The following is a 15,879-nucleotide window of genomic DNA, read 5'->3' as shown; positions in this document are numbered from 1 at the left end:
ACATGTGTAGGTTTTTGAGGACGGGTACGCTCGGCGACGGATCTCCCCCGATCCGTGCGCGACGGATCGATGCGCCCGCTGCAGTGTTCCGGGGACCGGAGAGCCGACGACGAGGGAGCGGATGACCACCACACGGGGATACACGACGGGGCGCGCCCGCCGCGCGCAGATCATCGCCGTCGCCACCGAGCTGTTCGGTCGCGTCGGCTTCAACAGCGCCACGATGCGGGAGATCGCCGAGGCCTGCGACATCACCCGCGCAGGCCTGTCGCACCACTTCCCCACCAAGGAGTCGCTGATGGAGGCGGTGCTGGAGACCCGGGACGTCGAGGACCGCGAGCGGTTCCGCCGTAACGGCTCGCGCGGCTCCGACGGCCTGGGCGTGCTGCGGGGCATGGTGGACCTCGCGCGCCACAACACCCAGGTCCCCGGCATCATCGGGCTCTACGCGGTGCTGTCCGCGGAAGCGGCCGCCCCCGACCACCCTGCGCACGACTACTTCGTCCGCCGCTACGCGCGGATCCGCGAGGGCACTGCGACGGCTCTCCGCCGCGCTCGGGACGCCGGGTTCCTCGCCGCCCACGTGGACGAGGAGCAGGCCGCCGCGGAGCTCACCGCGATCATGGACGGTCTGCAGCTGCAGTGGCTGCTGGATCCCGACTCCGTCGACATGGCCGCCGCCGTCCGCCGCCGGATCGAGGAGCTTCTGACGGTACCCCTCGACCCGCCCGCCTGACGACGGGACCCGGCACGGTCAGGACCAGATGAAGCGGAACGTCCCCGCCGCGACCGCGGCGGCCAGCGCGGCCGCCGCGGTTCCACAACGCAATGTCCGCCGAAAAGGGGACATCTCAATAACGATGGAACCGCTAGCGTGTATCGGGCACGGCAAAAATGAATAGCAATCGGACGAGGAGGTCCAAATGCGACCCGAACACCAGTATACAACCATGACGGCGCGACTGGGGAGGATGTTTCTCACAGGAATAGCGTCGGGGGCGATACTCGCCACCGTCACCCTCTTCGCGTCCAACTCGGCGAACGCTGAAGAACTGGCCACAGCTGCAGCATCCTCGCTGGAAGAAGAGTCATTCGGCCAAAACGTTGACGCAGCTCATATCGCGATCACCTCCGCCCCGCCCACCGGGCAGGTTCTTGCAATGACGAGGACGCCGACAGGGGAGCTGATCCCGCTCGGCGGGTATGCCCTTGACCTCAACGGACCGGCACAACCGAATGGCAACACCAATGAAACCGCCACCCCATATCTGATCGACTTCAATCAATGGGTCAGTTGTTTCTCACTGAACAACGAAGGGGAAGTCTTCGCCTCGTATTCACATCCTTACAATGGGGGCAGGCAAGACGTGAGGCTCAAGTGCGGAAACTCAACTTGGGGCTACAAACACATCCGGCTGAATCACGAGGCAGACTGGCAGGAAAAGTACAACACGGCCCGCGATCGCGGGTGGAATCCAGAACTCCAGGGGATGAACGGTTGGGATGACCTCATGGCAGAAGGGGCCGGGAACGCGATCCGCTTCTGGACCTATGCCGGGCCAGTTTCGAACAATACAAAGTGCACCGTAGGCGAGCTGGTCTTTGTCGAATGGAACGGATCGACATGGACGATCGTATACGAGTTCAGAGCCGTAGCAGCGTTCGCCACAAACTCTGACAAACTGATCTCGACATATCCCACCCGACACGCCACCTGCTGATGGATGCGAAGGGGGTTCCTGATTGGATCTCAGAACCCCCTTCGAACTTCAGCTCTCAGCCACACTTCGGCACGCAAATCGTCCCACACGGCCTCGCCCTCCTGGAGCCATTTTCGATGTGCCTCCGAGTGCTCCCATGTGGCGCTCAAGCCGAAGTGCTCCTGCCAGTCGCTCTGCCAACTCGCAAGCCGAGCTCGTAGGGCGCTCGAAACGCCTAGTCCAACCAGATCGCGATCGGAAAGCGGTCCTTCCGAGTCCCAAACTGGGGAGTGCCGACCGATCTCAGGTCGGAGGGTGAGCATTTTCACCTTGCCGTCGCGTCGTCGGGCCTCACGTCCGGCCGCCATTTCATCGCTGACGGCGTCTGGCACGTCGATCTCGACCCAGGAAACAGCATCAACGACCCGTCGCCAGATCACCATCGCATCAGGGTATCCACCCATCGATCAATCCACCACGCCGTCCGCCGCCGGATCGAGGAGCTTCTGACGGTTCCCCTCGACCCGCCCGCCTGACGACGGGACCCGGCACGGTCAGGACCAGATGAAGCGGAACGTCCCCGCCGCGACCGCGGCGGCCAGCGCGGCCGCCATGATGGCGAGACCGCCGAGGAGGGCGACGGCATCGCGAAGGGACAGGCGGGACGGACGCGACCAGGTCCGCGGGATCCCGGACCCGAACCCGCGCGCCTCCATCGCCATCGCCAGCTTGGTGCCCCGGCGCACCGCGAACACGAGCAGCACGAACGCCATCGACGCGACCCGGCGGATCACCCCCCGGTCCCCCACACCGCGGGCGCGCCGGGCCAGGGACATGGTCCGCCAGTCATCCACGAACAGGCCGAGCATGCGGGTCCCGGCGAGGACTCCCAGCACGAACCGGCTGGGCAGGCGCGCGACCTGCGCGAGCGCGTCCGCCAGCTCCGTGGGATCGGCCCGGCCGAACAGCAGGATCGTGGGCAGACCGAGCGCGATCACCCGGATGCTCACCGCGACCGCGAGCTGTATCGACCCCTCGCTGATCGCCGCGACGCCGAACGTCCAGAACACCCGGCCCTCGGGCTCGGCGTAGAGGAGCATGCTCACGCCGGCGACGGGGGCGACGAGCAGGAGCAGCGACAGCCGCGTCAGCACCGTCCGGTAGGAGAGTCCGGTCAGGGGGACGCACAGCAGCTGCAGTCCGATCGCGACGAGACCGCTCACGACGTCGATCGACGCGAACAGCGGGATCGACAGCACCAGGGCCAGGAGGATCCGGGTGACGGGGTTGACCCCGGAGATCCAGCCGCGCGGGGCCTCCTCCCCCGGCGTCGGCACCGGGAGCGCGACGTCACGTGGCGAGCGGACCGGTGCCGTCATGCCGCCCTCCCGAGCCCCGTATCGGCACGGGCGAGGTCGACGCGGCGACCGCCGAGCAGATCGACCACGGCCTCGTCGTGGGTGACCGCGACGATCGACGTGCCGCGCGCAATCTGCTCCTGCAGGAGCCGGACGAGCTCGATCCATCCCCGCCGGTCCTGCCCGAACGTGGGTTCGTCGAGGACGATGACCGAGGGCGACGCCGCGAGCGCGGTCGCCACCGAGAGCCGACGCTTCTGACCGCCGGACAGGGTGAACGGGTTGGCGGCGGCGAGCGGGGCGAGGTGCAGCCGTTCGAGGAGCTCGCCGACCACCGTGTCGATCCGAGCGGCGTCCCATCCGAGCGCCTTCGGCCCGACAGCGAGCTCGTCGCGCACGGTCTGCGTGAGGAACTGGTGCTCGGGCTCCTGGAAGACCGTCCCGATCCGGGTCAGCAGCTCGCGCGACGACCAGGAGATCGGCTGTAGTCCCTTGCGTCCGCGCAGCGCCTCGTCCGCGAGGACCTCGCCGGAGAGCGGGCGCAGGAGCCCGGCGAGGGTGAGCGCGAGGGTCGATTTGCCTGCCCCGTTGGGGCCGGTCACCACCGTGGCCGCCCCGGCCGGGACGGCGAGGTCGAGTCCGGTCCGCACCGGGCGACGCCCGTCCCTGCTCACCGCGAGATCGACGGTCCTGAGGATCGCCGGGTCCGCCTCACCCGCGGCGGGCAGGGCCGCAAGGCCGGTCGGACGGCCCGGGATCCAGACGCCCGCAGCCGCGAGCGCGTCGCCGTGGCGGGCGAACACCTCCGCGGGTGGGCCGTCGGCGAGCAGCCCCCCGTCGGCGGCGAGCACGATCACGCGGGTCATCAGGTCCGCCCACACCGGCGTGCGGTGCTCCACGATGACGGCCGTCGCCCCCGTCTCGGCGAGGACCCTTTCCACGCTGGCACGGATCCCGGTGACGCCGTCCGGGTCGAGGTTGGCCGTCGGCTCGTCCAGCAGGAGCAGTCCCGGGCGCATCGCGAGCGCGCCGGCCAGGGCCAGCCGCTGCTTCTGACCGCCGGAGAGGGCCGCCGTCGGTCGCTCGAGCGGGACGTCGAGCCCGACCGCGTCGAGCGCCTGCGCCACCCGGACGGGGATGCTCGCGGCGGGAACGCCCAGGTTCTCGCAGCCGAACGCGACATCGTCGCCGACCTTCGACAGGACCACGCCCGCGTCCGGGTCCTGGAGCACCAGGCCGATGCGGCCGCGGCGCTGCTCCGGGTCGGCGCCGTCGACGTGCAGCAGACCGGCGCGCTCGCCCTCGTCGGCGTCACCGAGCAGCCCCGCCATCCCGGCGAGCAGCGTCGACTTGCCCGCCCCGGAGGCGCCGAGGAGCAGGACGCGCTCGCCCGGCTCGATCGTGAACGAGACGTCGCGGACCGCGGGCAGGCGCCGTCCGGCGTAGCGCCACCCCCAGCCGTCGGCGACGACCCGTACGGGCGTCGTCACGTCAGACCTCGCGGCGCCGCTCGCGCCCCGCGGCGAAGCGGCTGAGCGCTCCCGTCGCGGCCAGCGCGCGCACCAGCAGCCAGCCGACGAGCCCCGCCAGCAGCGCTCCGGACACGACCACGCAGCCCAGGTAGATCGCGTTGAACTCGACCGACTTCAGGATGTTGGGCGAGCTGCCGTAGAAGAGCTCGAAGACCCACGCCGCGGCGCCCGCGCCGATGCCCGCGAGTGCGGCGACCGGCAGCGTGAAGCGGCGGTAGAGGAAGAGCGCGAAGACGAGCTCGGCGCCGAGGCCCTGCACGAGTCCGGACAGGACTGTGGAGACGCCCCAGACGTTGCCGATCATCATCGAGACGATGGCCGCCACCAGCTCCACGACGAGCGCCGCGCCGGGCTTGCGGATCACGAGGCCGCCGACGACGCCGCCGATCAGCCAGATCCCCACGGCGATGCCGCCGAGACCGGGCGTGAGGCCGTCGGCGGCGGTGAACCAGGCGTAGCCGACGGTGTTCCAGACCCAGAAGACGAGGCCGAGGGCGACGCCGAGCACGGCGGCGACGACGATGTCGACGACCCGCCAGCGCAGGCTCCTCGTCCCCGTGGCAGTGACGACGGCGGATGCGGACGTGTTCATAGAGACTCCTCCCTGCGCCGGCATGATCCGGATCAGGTTCGACGGTCGAAGCGCGGATCGCTTCCTCTCAGCCCGGCTCGCCGGACTCCCGTGGTGTCCGCCCATCCTACCGCGACGCCCCGGTCGTTGAGCGACACTTCGACTCGCTTCGCTCGCTCAGTGCAGGTCTCCGCGGGACGAAACGCCCCGCCCTCGTCGCGGCGGTCGCGCAGGGCCCGGCCGGTACGGTAGATGCCGTGACGAACAACGACCACGGATCGACCCCGAACGCGCCCGCCGAGGCGCCCGAGGAGGCGTCCGCGGTCGCCGTGACCCGGGAGGACGCCGACGCGACGGACCCGACGCCGGACCACGCCCCCGCGCCCGTGGCCCTCGCCGCGCCCGCTTCTGAACGCGCCGCCCCGCCGGCGGACGGGTTCGCCGACGGCCCGGCGCCCGAGACGGACGCCCTGTCGTGGGTCGACATCGAGCGTCTCGCCTCCTCGACGGCGACAGGATCCTCGGCCACGGCCGGAGCGCGAGGCGACCTGCTCAGCGGCGCACCGCAGCGCCCGGCTCGCCGCGCCGCCGTCCTGGCACCGCTCGGAATCCTCGTCACCCTCGGCGCGGCCTATGCCGGGACCACTGCCCTGTGGCCGCTGACCGCGATCGCGCCGACCGTCTCCTCCGCCGCGTTCGAGCCGGCCCCCGCCGATCCGGCTGCCCTCACCTGGCCCGTCTTCGGAAGCGCCGCCCTCGCCGTGGATGGGATCGGCACCGCAGCGTCGGACGAGGAGCAGGTGCCCATGGCGAGCATCACCAAGCTCGTCACGGTGCTCGCCGCCCTGGACGCGCTGCCCCTCGCACCGGGCGAGCAGGGCCCGTCGTTCGCCTTCACCGCGGAGGACAGCGCGGAGTACTGGCGGTACCGCGAGTCGGATCAGTCCTCGCTCGACGTCCCCGTGGACGGCTCACTCACCGAGTATCAGCTGCTCCAGGGCATCCTGCTGGGTTCGGCGAACAACTATGCGGACCGGCTGGCGCGCGAGATCTGGGGATCCGACGCCGACTTCGTCGCCGCGGGCGAGCAGTGGCTGCGTGTGCACGACATCTCCGGCATTTCTCTGCAGAATCCCTCGGGGTTCGGGTTCGGCAACGAGTCCACGCCGCGGGCCCTCATCGACCTCGGACGCCAGGCGCTGAGCCACCCCGTCGTGGCGGAGATCGTCGCGACGCCGGCCGCGGAGATCCCCGGAGCGGGCCTGGTCCAGAACTCGAACAAGCTGCTCACCGACGCCGGCGTCGTCGGTGTGAAGACGGGCACCATCGGCGACGGCGACGACACCCTGTACAACGTCCTGACCGCCAAGGACATCCCCGTCGGAGAGACCACGGTCCGCGCGTACGCCTCGGTGCTCGGCCAGCCCGACGACGACTCCCGCTACGACGTGAGCCGCACGCTGTACTCCGAGCTCGAGGCGGCCCTGTCCGCACAGGCCCCGACCGTCACCCGGGGCACGGTCCTCGGCACGGTCGAGACCCGGTGGGGGGCCACGGCCCCGCTCGTCGCCGCCGAGGACGGCCGCGTGGTCCTGTGGAACGGCGCCCTCGCATCGGCGACCAGCCGTCTCGCGCTCGGCGACGACTGGGACACCGGGGGCGAGGCCGGCTCCCTCGCCCTGAAGGGCCCGCTGAACACGGTGGAGGTTCCCGTGGAGCTCGGCGAGGACCTCGCCGGCCCGGGCTTCCTCTGGCGCCTCACGCACCCCGTCGAGCTGTTCGGTCTCGCCCCGGCCGACTGATCCGCCGCCGCGCCGGGGAGACACCCGCGCGCCCGCGGGCGCCGCGAGCACCCCTCGGCCCCTCCTCTTCCTCTACACCGCCGACGCCCGACCCGCCGTCTGCGGCGGCCCGAGGCGCTTGCTCGCCCCCGCTCATCACGGACGGAGCGGAGGCGGATCGACGACGAAGGCCCGCACCTCTCGGTGCGGGCCTTCGTGCGATCAGACGGGTCAGGCGGACGTGCCGTCCTGATCCCCGGAGCGCTCCGGGCCGTCGGGCGTCGCCCCATCCGGGCGGACGCCCTCCTGCGCGGAGAGGCCGGCCCGCACGGAGGCCATGCCCGCCGCCGGGATGCCCGCCACCGCGTCCGCGGCCGCCGTGGCCTCCTCCGCTGCCGCCTCGCCGGTCACCACGACCGGCACCGACGCGGTGAGCGCGGCCTCGGCGTCGACATCGGTCGCCGCCTGCTCGAACTGCGACTGGTAGAGCCGCCAGTACGCGCCCTCGGCCGCGATCAGCTCGTCGTGGGTTCCCTGCTCGACGATGTCGCCGTGCTCCATCACGAGGATGAGGTCGGCATCGCGGATCGTCGAGAGTCGGTGCGCGATCACGAACGAGGTGCGCCCCTGCCGCAGCGCCGCCATGGCGTGCTGCAGCAGCAGCTCGGTGCGGGTGTCGACCGCGCTCGTCGCCTCGTCCAGGATCAGGATCGACGGCTGGGCCACGAAGGCGCGCGCGATCGTGATCAGCTGGCGTTCGCCGGCCGACACGTTCGACGCGTCCTCATCGAGGACGGTGTCGTAGCCCTCGGGGAGGGCGTGCACGAACCGGTCGACGTACGTCGCCTTCGCCGCCGCGAGGATCTCGTCGTCGCTGGCCGTGGCCTTGCCGTAGCGGATGTTCTCCTGGATGGTCCCCGCGAACAGCCACGGGTCCTGCAGCACCATACCGGTGCGCGAGCGCAGGTCGTCCCTCGTCAGCTCGGCGATGTCCTGCCCGTCGAGCAGGATCCGGCCCGAGTCGAGCTCGTAGAACCGCATGATGAGGTTCACCAGCGTCGTCTTCCCGGCGCCGGTGGGCCCGACGATCGCGACGGTCTGCCCCGGCTCCACCCGGAAAGACAGGTCCGTGATCAGCGGACGGTCCGGCGAGTACGAGAACGCGACGTGCTCGAACTCGATGACGCCCTTGCCGCCGGTGACGGTCGGCGCGTCCTCGTCGTCCGGGTCCTGCTCGTCCGCGTCCAGCAGCTGGAACACACGCTCCGCGGAGGCGGTTCCGGACTGCACGACCGCGGCCATGCCGCCCAGCTCCGACAGCGGCTGGGTGAACTGCTGCTCGTACTGGATGAACGCCTGCACGTCGCCGAGACGGATCTGCCCGCTGGCGACCATGAGTCCGCCGAGCACCGCGATGCCGACGTAGGTCAGGCTCCCGACGAACTGCATCGCCGGCATGATGATGCCGGAGAGGAACTGCGCCTTGAACGCCGACTCGTACAGCTCCTCGTTCTCCTCCTGGAACTTCGCCAGCGCGTCCTTCTCGCGTCCGTAGACCTTGACGAGCGCGTGACCGGAGAAGGCCTCCTCGACGCGGGCGTTGAGACGGCCGACCTTCTTCCACTGCGCGCTGAACGCCTTCTGCGACCGGGGCCCGATCACGCCGAAGATGATGCCCATCAGCGGCAGGGCGATGAGGGTGACGAGAGCGAGCTGCCACGAGATCGAGAACATCATCACGAGCACGCCCACGACCGTCAGGATCGAGGTCAGCGCTCCCGACAAGGACTGTTGCATCGTCTGGGTGATGTTGTCGATGTCGTTCGTGACGCGCGAGATCAGCTCGCCGCGCTGCACCTTGTCGAAGTACGACAGCGGCAGGCGGTTGATCTTCGCCTCGACGTCCTCGCGCAGGCGCCACATGGTGCGCACCATGATGACGTTGATGACGTAGCCCTGCAGCCAGCTCAGCAGCGCAGAGCCGACGTAGATCGCCAGGACCGCGGTGATGATCCAGCGCAGGCGATCGAAGTCGATCCCCGCCCCGACCTGGAAGTCCTTCATGGCCGCGACCATGTTGGCGAACTCGTTCTGGCCCTGCGATCGCAGCAGCTCGACGACCTGGTCCTGGGACAGGTCGGCGGGCACGCCGTTGTCTCCCATGGTCTTCGAGACGAAGCCCTCGAAGACGAGGTTGGTCGCCTCGCCGAGCACCTTCGGGGCGGCCACCATGAGGACCACGCCGACGGCGCCGAGGATCGAGACGATCACCAGCCAGACCGCGGAGGGCCTGAGCAGGCCGAGCATCCGAGCGAAGTTCGGGCCGAACCGCTCGGCCTTGCCGGGAGCCGGGCCGTCGAACATGCCCCCGCCGTCCAGGCGCGCCTTCTCGGCGAGCTCCTCCTCGTACTTCTCCTCGTCGGTGAGCTCGCGTTCCGCGGTGGCCGTGGCTCCGGCCGTGCGCGCGGCCCGGGCGGCCGCGATGCGCTCGCGGCGGCTTATGGGCTTGTCCTGGTTCTCAGCGCTCATGCGTCCACCCCCAGCTGCGACTCGACGATCTCGCGATAGGTGTCATTGGTCTCGAGCAGTTCCTCGTGCGTGCCGACGCCGACCATGGTGCCGCCCTCCAGGACGACGATCCGGTCCGCGTCGGTGATGGTGGACACGCGCTGGGCGACCACGATCTTCGTGACGTCCGGCAGCTCGCGCCACAGCGCCTGACGCAGCCGGGCGTCCGTCGTGAGATCCAGCGCGGAGAAGGAGTCGTCGAAGACGAGCACGCGCGGGCGGTGCACGATCGCGCGGGCGATCGCGAGCCGCTGGCGCTGGCCGCCGGAGACGTTCGTGCCGCCCTGCGCGATGCGGGAGTTCAGGCCGTCGGGCATCTCGGAGACGAAGTCCTTCGCCTGCGCGATCTCCAGCGCCTTCCAGAGCTCCTCGTCGGTGGCGTCCTCCCGGCCGAAGCGCAGGTTCGACGCGATCGTCCCGGTGAACAGGAACGGGCGCTGCGGCACGAGCCCGATGCTCTCCCAGAGGGCGTCGACGTCCGCCTCGCGGACGTCGGTCCCACCGACGGAGACGCTGCCTCCGGTGACGTCGAACAGTCGCGGGATGAGCGAGACGAGCGTCGTCTTCCCGGCGCCGGTCGACCCCACGATCGCGACCGTGTCACCGGGCTCGGCCGCGAAGCTGATGCCGGTGAGCACCGGCGCCTCCGCACCCGGGTAGGTGAACTCGACGCCGTCGAAGGCCACGGAACCGGGGGCGGCGAACTCCGTCACGCCGCCGACCGGGCGGGTCATGCTGGACTCGGCGTCCAGGACCTCGCCCACGCGCTCGGCCGAGACCGCGGCGCGCGGGATCATCATCGCCATGAAGCTCGACATGATGACGCCGCCCATGATCTGGCCGACGTACTGCATGAAGGCGAAGAGGGTGCCGACCTCGACGTTGCCCGCGTTGACCTCGATGCCGCCGAACCAGATGACGCCGACCACGGTCACGTTCAGGATCAGCATGAACAGCGGGAAGAGCAGCACGAACAGCGAGCCGACCTTGCGGCCGACGACCATGATGTCGGTGTTCGCTCCGCGGAACCGCTCCTCCTCGATCCGCTCGCGCACGAAGGCGCGCACGACGCGCACGCCGGTGAGCTGCTCCCGCATCACGCGGTTCACGGTGTCGAGCTTGCTCTGGTAGCTGCGGAACAGCGGGACCATCCGGCCGATCACGAGCACGGCGAGCACCAGCAGCACCGGCACGGCGACCGCGATCAGCCAGCTCAGGCCGACGTCCTGGCGCACGGCCATGATGATGCCGCCGATGGCCAGCAGCGGCGCGGTGACGAACATCGTCGCGCCCATCATCGCGAGCATCTGCACCTGCTGCACGTCGTTCGTGTTTCGGGTGATGAGGGAGCCGGCGCCGAAGCGCGAAACCTCGCGCTCGGAGAAGCCGCTCACGCGGGCGAAGACGTCGGCGCGGATGTCCCGGCCCAGTCCCATGGCCGCCCGGGCGGCGAAGTAGGTGGCGATGATCGAGGAGACGATCTGGCCGAGCGACACGGCCAGCATGAAGACGCCGTGCGACCAGATGAATCCGGTGTCGGCCTTGGCGACGCCCTCGTTGATGATGTCGGCGTTCAGCGAGGGAAGGTAGAGCATGGCGAGCGCGCTCGCGAACTGGAACACCAGCACGCCGAGCAGCAGCCATCGGTATCGGGACAGATATCGGACGAGGAGTTTTCCGAGCACAGGCGGACTTCCTTGTGGGAGCGGATTTCCTGACGGAAGGGGGATAGGGCCACCCTCGCCACCCCAGTGGGCGAGAAGAGGCCAGGCAATAGAGTGCCACGGGGGTCGGACAAACACACCCCTTCCCCGGATCCCTTCGCTGTCAGCGAAACGATCCCGCGGTCAGGCGCTATTTCTGGCCCGGATCGAAGAACGCGAGGCGGCCTCAGCGAGCGACGACCAGATGAGGTCGCGGCCCCTCGATGCGCGCGATCGAGATCTTCACCTCGGTGAGCTCGTCCTTCACGCCTCGCACGTCGATCCTCAGGACCTCGACGTCCGTCTTCAGAACCGCGCCATCTGTCTTCAGATCCACCACGTCATCCTTCAGGACCGCGACATCGTTCTTCAGGACCGCCACGTCCTCCTTCAGGACCGCGACATCGTCCTTCAGGACCGCAACATCCGTCTCAGAACCGCGACATCCTCGCGGACGACGGCGATCTCCGAACGCACCTCGGCGAATCCGGTGCTCATCTCGGAACGCACGGCGGCGAACCCGGCCCCCATCTCGGAGCGGATGCTCGACGCCGAGTCGTCCATCCGCCGGATCATCCACGCGAAACCCGCGAACATCGCGGCGCCGATCGACACGACGACGGCCAGCCCGGTGAGGACCACGCCGAAGAGCTCTGCCGACACGAACACCTCCTCATTCTGCCGGACCGCCCGATGGCCCGCCAGAAGGAGTCTCGCCCGCTGCACAGGATCGGCGGCCGCCGTCGTCAGGATCTGTGGGGAGCCGGTCCCGACGGCTCGGCGGTGGAGGACGACGGGCGTCAGTCCCAGAGCGGCGTCGGCGGCACGTGGGAGCGGGCGGGCGCGGCGGCGTCGCCGCCGAGATCGCCGATCGTCGCCGGATTCCACGAGGGGTTCCGATCCTTGTCGACCAGCTGCGCCCGGATCCCCTCGACGAGATCGGGATGATGCGCGGCGAACCACAGCACACGCCGGTACTCGCCCTCGAGCGCCGGGCGGAGGTCGTCCATCGCGCGGGACTCCCTGACGGCTTCCAGCGTGACGGCGAGCGCCGTCGGCGACAGCTCTCCGAGCAGATCGGCGACCCCCGCCGGATCCGGACCTTCTCCGGCGACCTGCGGCGCCGCGCGCAGCCGCGCGAGGATCTCCACGACGGAGTCGCCGGCGAACACCTCGTCGATCCACCCCCTGGCCGCGGACAGCGGCGACGGGTCCGGCGTCTCGTCGAACAGCAGGACGATCTCGCTCGGACCGGTCGGGTCCGCACGGAACGCCAGCGCCTCGCGCAGCGCGTCGAGCCGGTCCGAGGGCACGTAGTGATCCGCGAAGCCCGCGTACAGCGCGTCTGCGCCGCTCATCGTGCTGCCGGTCAGCCCGAGGTACTCGCCGAGCCGGCCCGGGGCTCGTCCGAGCAGCAGCGTGCCGCCGACATCGGGCGTGAACCCGATCCGGGTCTCCGGCATCGCCAGCTTCGAGCGCTCCGTGACGACGCGGATCGCTGCGTGCCCGGCGATACCGATGCCGCCGCCCATCGTGATGCCGTCCGCGATGGCGACCACCGGCTTCGGGTACTCGGCGATCTCGGCGTCGAGCGCATACTCCTCGCGGAAGAACGCCACCGTGTCCTCGAAGCGGTCGGTGGTGAGGAAGTCGTAGAGGGCGCGGACGTCGCCGCCCGCGCAGAGACCGCGCTCCCCGGCCCCGTCGATGAGCACGATCTGCACGTCGCTGTCCTCGCGCCAGGTGTCCAGCGTCCGGCGCATCTCCCGGATCATCCCGATGTCGAGAGCGTTGAGCGCCTCGGGACGGTTCAGGGTGAGGCGGCCGAGGGCCCCTTCGGTGCGCGCGATCACCCGCGAGGGCGCGGCGGCGGACGGGGAGGCGTCGGCGATGGCGGTCACGGTGCCACGTTACCGCGGGCGCCGGAGACCGGCGAACCGTCGGCGCGCGCGGTATATCCCGTGGTCGATGAGCATTTCCAGGTGCTTTCCGACAAGATAGATGAGGTAATGCCCCTGACGACGAGAGGTCGCAGATGACCGACGGACAGCTGCTCGAGTTCTCCCGGGTGACGAAGCGTTTCGGCGCGCTGACAGCCGTGGACGACCTGTCCGCGCAGATCGCGCCCGGCACCGTCACCGGGTTCCTCGGGCCCAACGGCGCGGGCAAGACCACCTCCCTGCGCATCCTCCTCGGTCAGGTCCGCGCCACCAGCGGCACCGCGACCATCGGCGGCAAGGCGTACTCGGAGCTTCGTCATCCGCTGCGCACGGTCGGCGCGGTCATGGAGGACACGGCGTACCGGCCCCGGCGCACGGCTACCCGCCAGCTCACCATCGCGGCGAAGGCCAACGGCATCCCGCTCTCGAGAGTGGCGGAGGTCCTGGCGCTCGTCGGGCTGCAGAACGAGACCGAGACCCGCATCGGCGCCTACTCCCTCGGCATGCGCCAGCGCCTCAGCGTGGCGCACGCGCTGCTCGGCGACCCGGGCGCCCTCGTTCTCGACGAGCCCGCCAACGGGCTCGACCCCGAGGGCATCCGCTGGATGCGCCTGCTGATCCGCCGCCTCGCCGACGAGGGTCGCACCGTGCTCGTCTCCTCTCATGTCCTGAGCGAGATCGAGCAGATCGCGGACGACGTCCTGGTGCTCTCGAAGGGTCGACTCGTCTACGCGGACAGCATGAGCAAGCTCTCGGACCCGACCACGGGATCCGTGGTCGTCGATGCCGAGGACCGCGACGCCCTGGCGGCCGCTCTGAGCGCGTCGGGGCTGTCGCACGACGTGCTTCGCTCCGGCCTGACGGTGCACGACACCGACGCCGCGACGGTGGGAGCCCTGGCCGCATCGGCCGGCCTGGCTCTCACCACCCTGCAGCAGCGCGGACCGACGCTGGAGGAGGTCTTCCTCGACCTCGTCCACGGCCGCCGCGACCCCGTCGCCGGGGGGACGCGGGCAAGCGCCGCCGCGGCCGCTGCAGGGACGAGCGCCACCGGCGCACCCGACGATGCTCCTGAGGCGGCCCTGACCGGGGCGGCGGACGCCACGACCGCGCTGCCCGTCGTCGGCGACGCGGAGTCCCCGGTCTCGGCGGGCGCGGCGATCGGAGCCGGGGCGGCCGCCGCCGGCGCGGCCGTCGCGGGCGGCCTGCTGGGGACGGAGGGCGGTTCCGAGCCGAGCACCCGTCGCGCCGCACGCACCCAGGCGGAGGACGCGGACGCGGGCGACGAGCCCGCCGATGCCGACGCCGCCGCCTCGGCCGCCGAGGACGAGACACCGGACGAGACGTTCGCGACTCCCCTCGCCGAGGGGGAGGCTCCGGCCTCCGACGACGAGACGACGGGCGACTCCGCCTCGGACGAGTCGACGGACGCCGCGGACGACGAGCCGGGCGACGTCGTCGCGGACGAGTCGAAGGCCGACTCCACGTCGGACGAGTCGACGGACGACGAGACCCCCGCGTCCCCGGAGGACGCGGAGCCCACCGCTTCCGAGGACACCGAGAACGACGCCGCCGAGGAGACGGCAGCCGACGCCGCGACGGCAGAGGACGAGGCACCGGACGACGCATCGGCGAGTGACACCGCGGAGGACTCCGCCGTGGCCGCGGGCGTCGCCCTGACGGCACCGATCGACACCGACACGGACTTCGGCGTGTCCGCCGCGTCCGCCGGTGACGGAGCCGACATCACGACGCCGTCCGAGCAGGACGACGACCGCGCCGACGGACCGCTGCCCTTCGCGACCGCGGCGATCTCGGTTCCCGACGCCGCACCGGAGCCGACGTTCGACGAGCTCATCTCCGGAGTCCCCGCTTCGGCGCAGGCGGACGCGGCGTCAGGTGACGAGGCGCCCACGACCGCGCTTCCCGTGCCCGCCGAATCGTCGGAGACCGACGCACCCGAGGCGGAGGACGCGCCCGAGACCGAGGTCGACGCCCCGGCGGACGCCGAGGCCGACGCCCCGGACGACGCGGAAGAGCGGGGCACCGAGGAGGGCGGCGCGGATGGACGCGCAGCCGCCGAGGCGGACACCGCAGATGTCCCTTCCGAGGACGCGCCCGAGGCCCCTTCCGAGGTGGAGGTTTCCCGCAACGACGAGGCCTCGGCCGAGGACGCGACCTCGGCCGAAGAGCCGCCGACAGAGACGTCGGGGATCACGGGCATCGAGATCTTCAGCTCGCTCACCGAGGGCCAGACCCAGGCGATCCCCGTCGTCCTGGACGCATCGCACGGATCCGAGCCCGAGGACGCCGACGACGTGACCAAGGACGAGGATCCGCGCGCCGCCGCGGTCAGCGCCTCGCTCGCGGCTGCCGCCCGCGCCTACTACTCCGAGGACGCTCCGTCCTACACGCCCGGCGACGCCGAGCCGGACGAGGAACGCCGCACGTGGCGGATCGCCAGCACGGGCGTGATCGACACGGTTCCGACCGCGGAGGAGGGCGAGCGCCCCGCCGACGCCGCCGATGTCCCGGCCGCCGACGATGCCGACGATGCCGAGACGTCCGAGGAACAGCACTCGGACGCGACGCCGGACGACGCGTCCGAGGGTACGGTCGACCAGAACGCCGCCGACGCACACGACCGTGGCGAGGGCGAGGAAGGCCACGACGGCTCCGAGGACGGCGAGCGCCCCCGGGACTGACCTCAGCGACGCGCGAACGCG

At 70.7% G+C, this 15,879-nt stretch carries 13 protein-coding genes and 1 riboswitch; of the genes, 5 read left to right on the top strand and 8 right to left on the bottom strand.

Going from position 1 to position 15,879, the window contains the following annotated elements; genetic code table 11:
- Window positions 1-121 precede the first annotated feature (121 nt).
- The 3 genes from V6R91_RS11035 to V6R91_RS11025 all read left to right on the top strand — a co-directional run bounded on the left by V6R91_RS11035 (window position 122) and on the right by V6R91_RS11025 (window position 2,236).
- Complete coding sequence (locus tag V6R91_RS11035) at window positions 122-736, top strand: TetR/AcrR family transcriptional regulator (protein ID WP_336395450.1); 615 nt, start codon at window positions 122-124, stop codon at window positions 734-736.
- Window positions 737-950: 214 nt separating this feature from the next.
- A complete protein-coding gene (locus V6R91_RS11030; protein WP_336395449.1) occupies window positions 951-1,721 on the top strand; it encodes a hypothetical protein in 771 nt (256 codons plus the stop codon).
- A gap of 269 nt (window positions 1,722-1,990) precedes the next feature.
- On the top strand, window positions 1,991-2,236 hold the full coding sequence (locus V6R91_RS11025) for a hypothetical protein (RefSeq protein ID WP_336395448.1): 246 nt from the start codon (window positions 1,991-1,993) through the stop codon (window positions 2,234-2,236).
- 18 nt (window positions 2,237-2,254) lie between these two features.
- Here V6R91_RS11025 and V6R91_RS11020 read toward each other — a convergent pair whose 3' ends face one another.
- From V6R91_RS11020 to V6R91_RS11010, 3 genes are all read right to left on the bottom strand, one after another.
- Window positions 2,255-3,079, bottom strand: coding sequence for an energy-coupling factor transporter transmembrane component T family protein (locus tag V6R91_RS11020; protein ID WP_336395447.1), 825 nt, complete (start codon window positions 3,077-3,079; stop codon window positions 2,255-2,257).
- Window positions 3,076-4,548, bottom strand: a complete 1,473-nt coding sequence (locus tag V6R91_RS11015) for an ABC transporter ATP-binding protein (RefSeq protein ID WP_336395446.1) — start codon at window positions 4,546-4,548, stop codon at window positions 3,076-3,078. Before V6R91_RS11015 ends, V6R91_RS11020 begins: the two co-directional genes overlap by 4 nt.
- Before the next feature lies 1 nt (window position 4,549).
- A complete protein-coding gene (locus V6R91_RS11010) occupies window positions 4,550-5,182 on the bottom strand; it encodes an ECF transporter S component (RefSeq protein WP_271061171.1) in 633 nt (210 codons plus the stop codon).
- Window positions 5,175-5,284: riboswitch (TPP riboswitch) on the bottom strand. Its footprint overlaps the gene before it by 8 nt.
- Before the next feature lie 134 nt (window positions 5,285-5,418).
- Here V6R91_RS11010 and V6R91_RS11005 point away from each other — a divergent pair.
- Window positions 5,419-6,963, top strand: a complete 1,545-nt coding sequence (locus V6R91_RS11005; protein WP_336395445.1) for a D-alanyl-D-alanine carboxypeptidase family protein — start codon at window positions 5,419-5,421, stop codon at window positions 6,961-6,963.
- A gap of 210 nt (window positions 6,964-7,173) precedes the next feature.
- On the opposite strand, the gene V6R91_RS11000 is transcribed toward V6R91_RS11005, so the two are convergent.
- The 5 genes from V6R91_RS11000 to V6R91_RS10980 all read right to left on the bottom strand — a co-directional run bounded on the left by V6R91_RS11000 (window position 7,174) and on the right by V6R91_RS10980 (window position 13,105).
- Window positions 7,174-9,471, bottom strand: coding sequence for an ABC transporter ATP-binding protein (locus tag V6R91_RS11000; RefSeq protein WP_336395444.1), 2,298 nt, complete (start codon window positions 9,469-9,471; stop codon window positions 7,174-7,176).
- Window positions 9,468-11,195: an ABC transporter ATP-binding protein gene (locus V6R91_RS10995; protein ID WP_067250107.1), complete on the bottom strand. Its 1,728-nt coding sequence runs from the start codon at window positions 11,193-11,195 to the stop codon at window positions 9,468-9,470. The genes V6R91_RS11000 and V6R91_RS10995 overlap by 4 nt, the downstream gene beginning before the upstream one ends.
- Window positions 11,196-11,400: 205 nt before the next feature.
- Window positions 11,401-11,550, bottom strand: coding sequence for a hypothetical protein (locus V6R91_RS10990; protein ID WP_336395443.1), 150 nt, complete (start codon window positions 11,548-11,550; stop codon window positions 11,401-11,403).
- A 74-nt stretch (window positions 11,551-11,624) separates the two neighbouring features.
- Window positions 11,625-11,876 (bottom strand): hypothetical protein, encoded by a 252-nt coding sequence (locus V6R91_RS10985; protein WP_336395442.1) that lies wholly within the window; start codon window positions 11,874-11,876, stop codon window positions 11,625-11,627.
- A 137-nt stretch (window positions 11,877-12,013) separates the two neighbouring features.
- Complete coding sequence (locus V6R91_RS10980) at window positions 12,014-13,105, bottom strand: enoyl-CoA hydratase/isomerase family protein (protein WP_378820791.1); 1,092 nt, start codon at window positions 13,103-13,105, stop codon at window positions 12,014-12,016.
- 143 nt (window positions 13,106-13,248) lie between these two features.
- Here V6R91_RS10980 and V6R91_RS10975 point away from each other — a divergent pair, with 143 nt between their 5' ends.
- Window positions 13,249-15,858 (top strand): ATP-binding cassette domain-containing protein, encoded by a 2,610-nt coding sequence (locus V6R91_RS10975; protein ID WP_336395440.1) that lies wholly within the window; start codon window positions 13,249-13,251, stop codon window positions 15,856-15,858.
- The last annotated feature ends 21 nt before the right edge of the window (window positions 15,859-15,879 follow it).

It is taken from the genome of Microbacterium sp. CCNWLW41, assembly GCF_037083505.1.
This window is presented reverse-complemented; position numbering and strand designations above follow the sequence as displayed.

What these genes read in the sequence shown, in the direction of transcription:
- V6R91_RS11035 (WP_336395450.1), top strand. Translation starts at nt 122, where the DNA reads ATGACCACCACACGGGGATACACGACGGGGCGCGCCCGCCGCGCGCAG.
- V6R91_RS11030 (WP_336395449.1), top strand. Translation starts at nt 951, where the DNA reads ATGACGGCGCGACTGGGGAGGATGTTTCTCACAGGAATAGCGTCGGGG.
- V6R91_RS11020 (WP_336395447.1), bottom strand. Translation starts at nt 3,079, where the DNA reads ATGACGGCACCGGTCCGCTCGCCACGTGACGTCGCGCTCCCGGTGCCG.
- V6R91_RS11010 (WP_271061171.1), bottom strand. Translation starts at nt 5,182, where the DNA reads ATGAACACGTCCGCATCCGCCGTCGTCACTGCCACGGGGACGAGGAGC.
- V6R91_RS11000 (WP_336395444.1), bottom strand. Translation starts at nt 9,471, where the DNA reads ATGAGCGCTGAGAACCAGGACAAGCCCATAAGCCGCCGCGAGCGCATC.
- V6R91_RS10975 (WP_336395440.1), top strand. Translation starts at nt 13,249, where the DNA reads ATGACCGACGGACAGCTGCTCGAGTTCTCCCGGGTGACGAAGCGTTTC.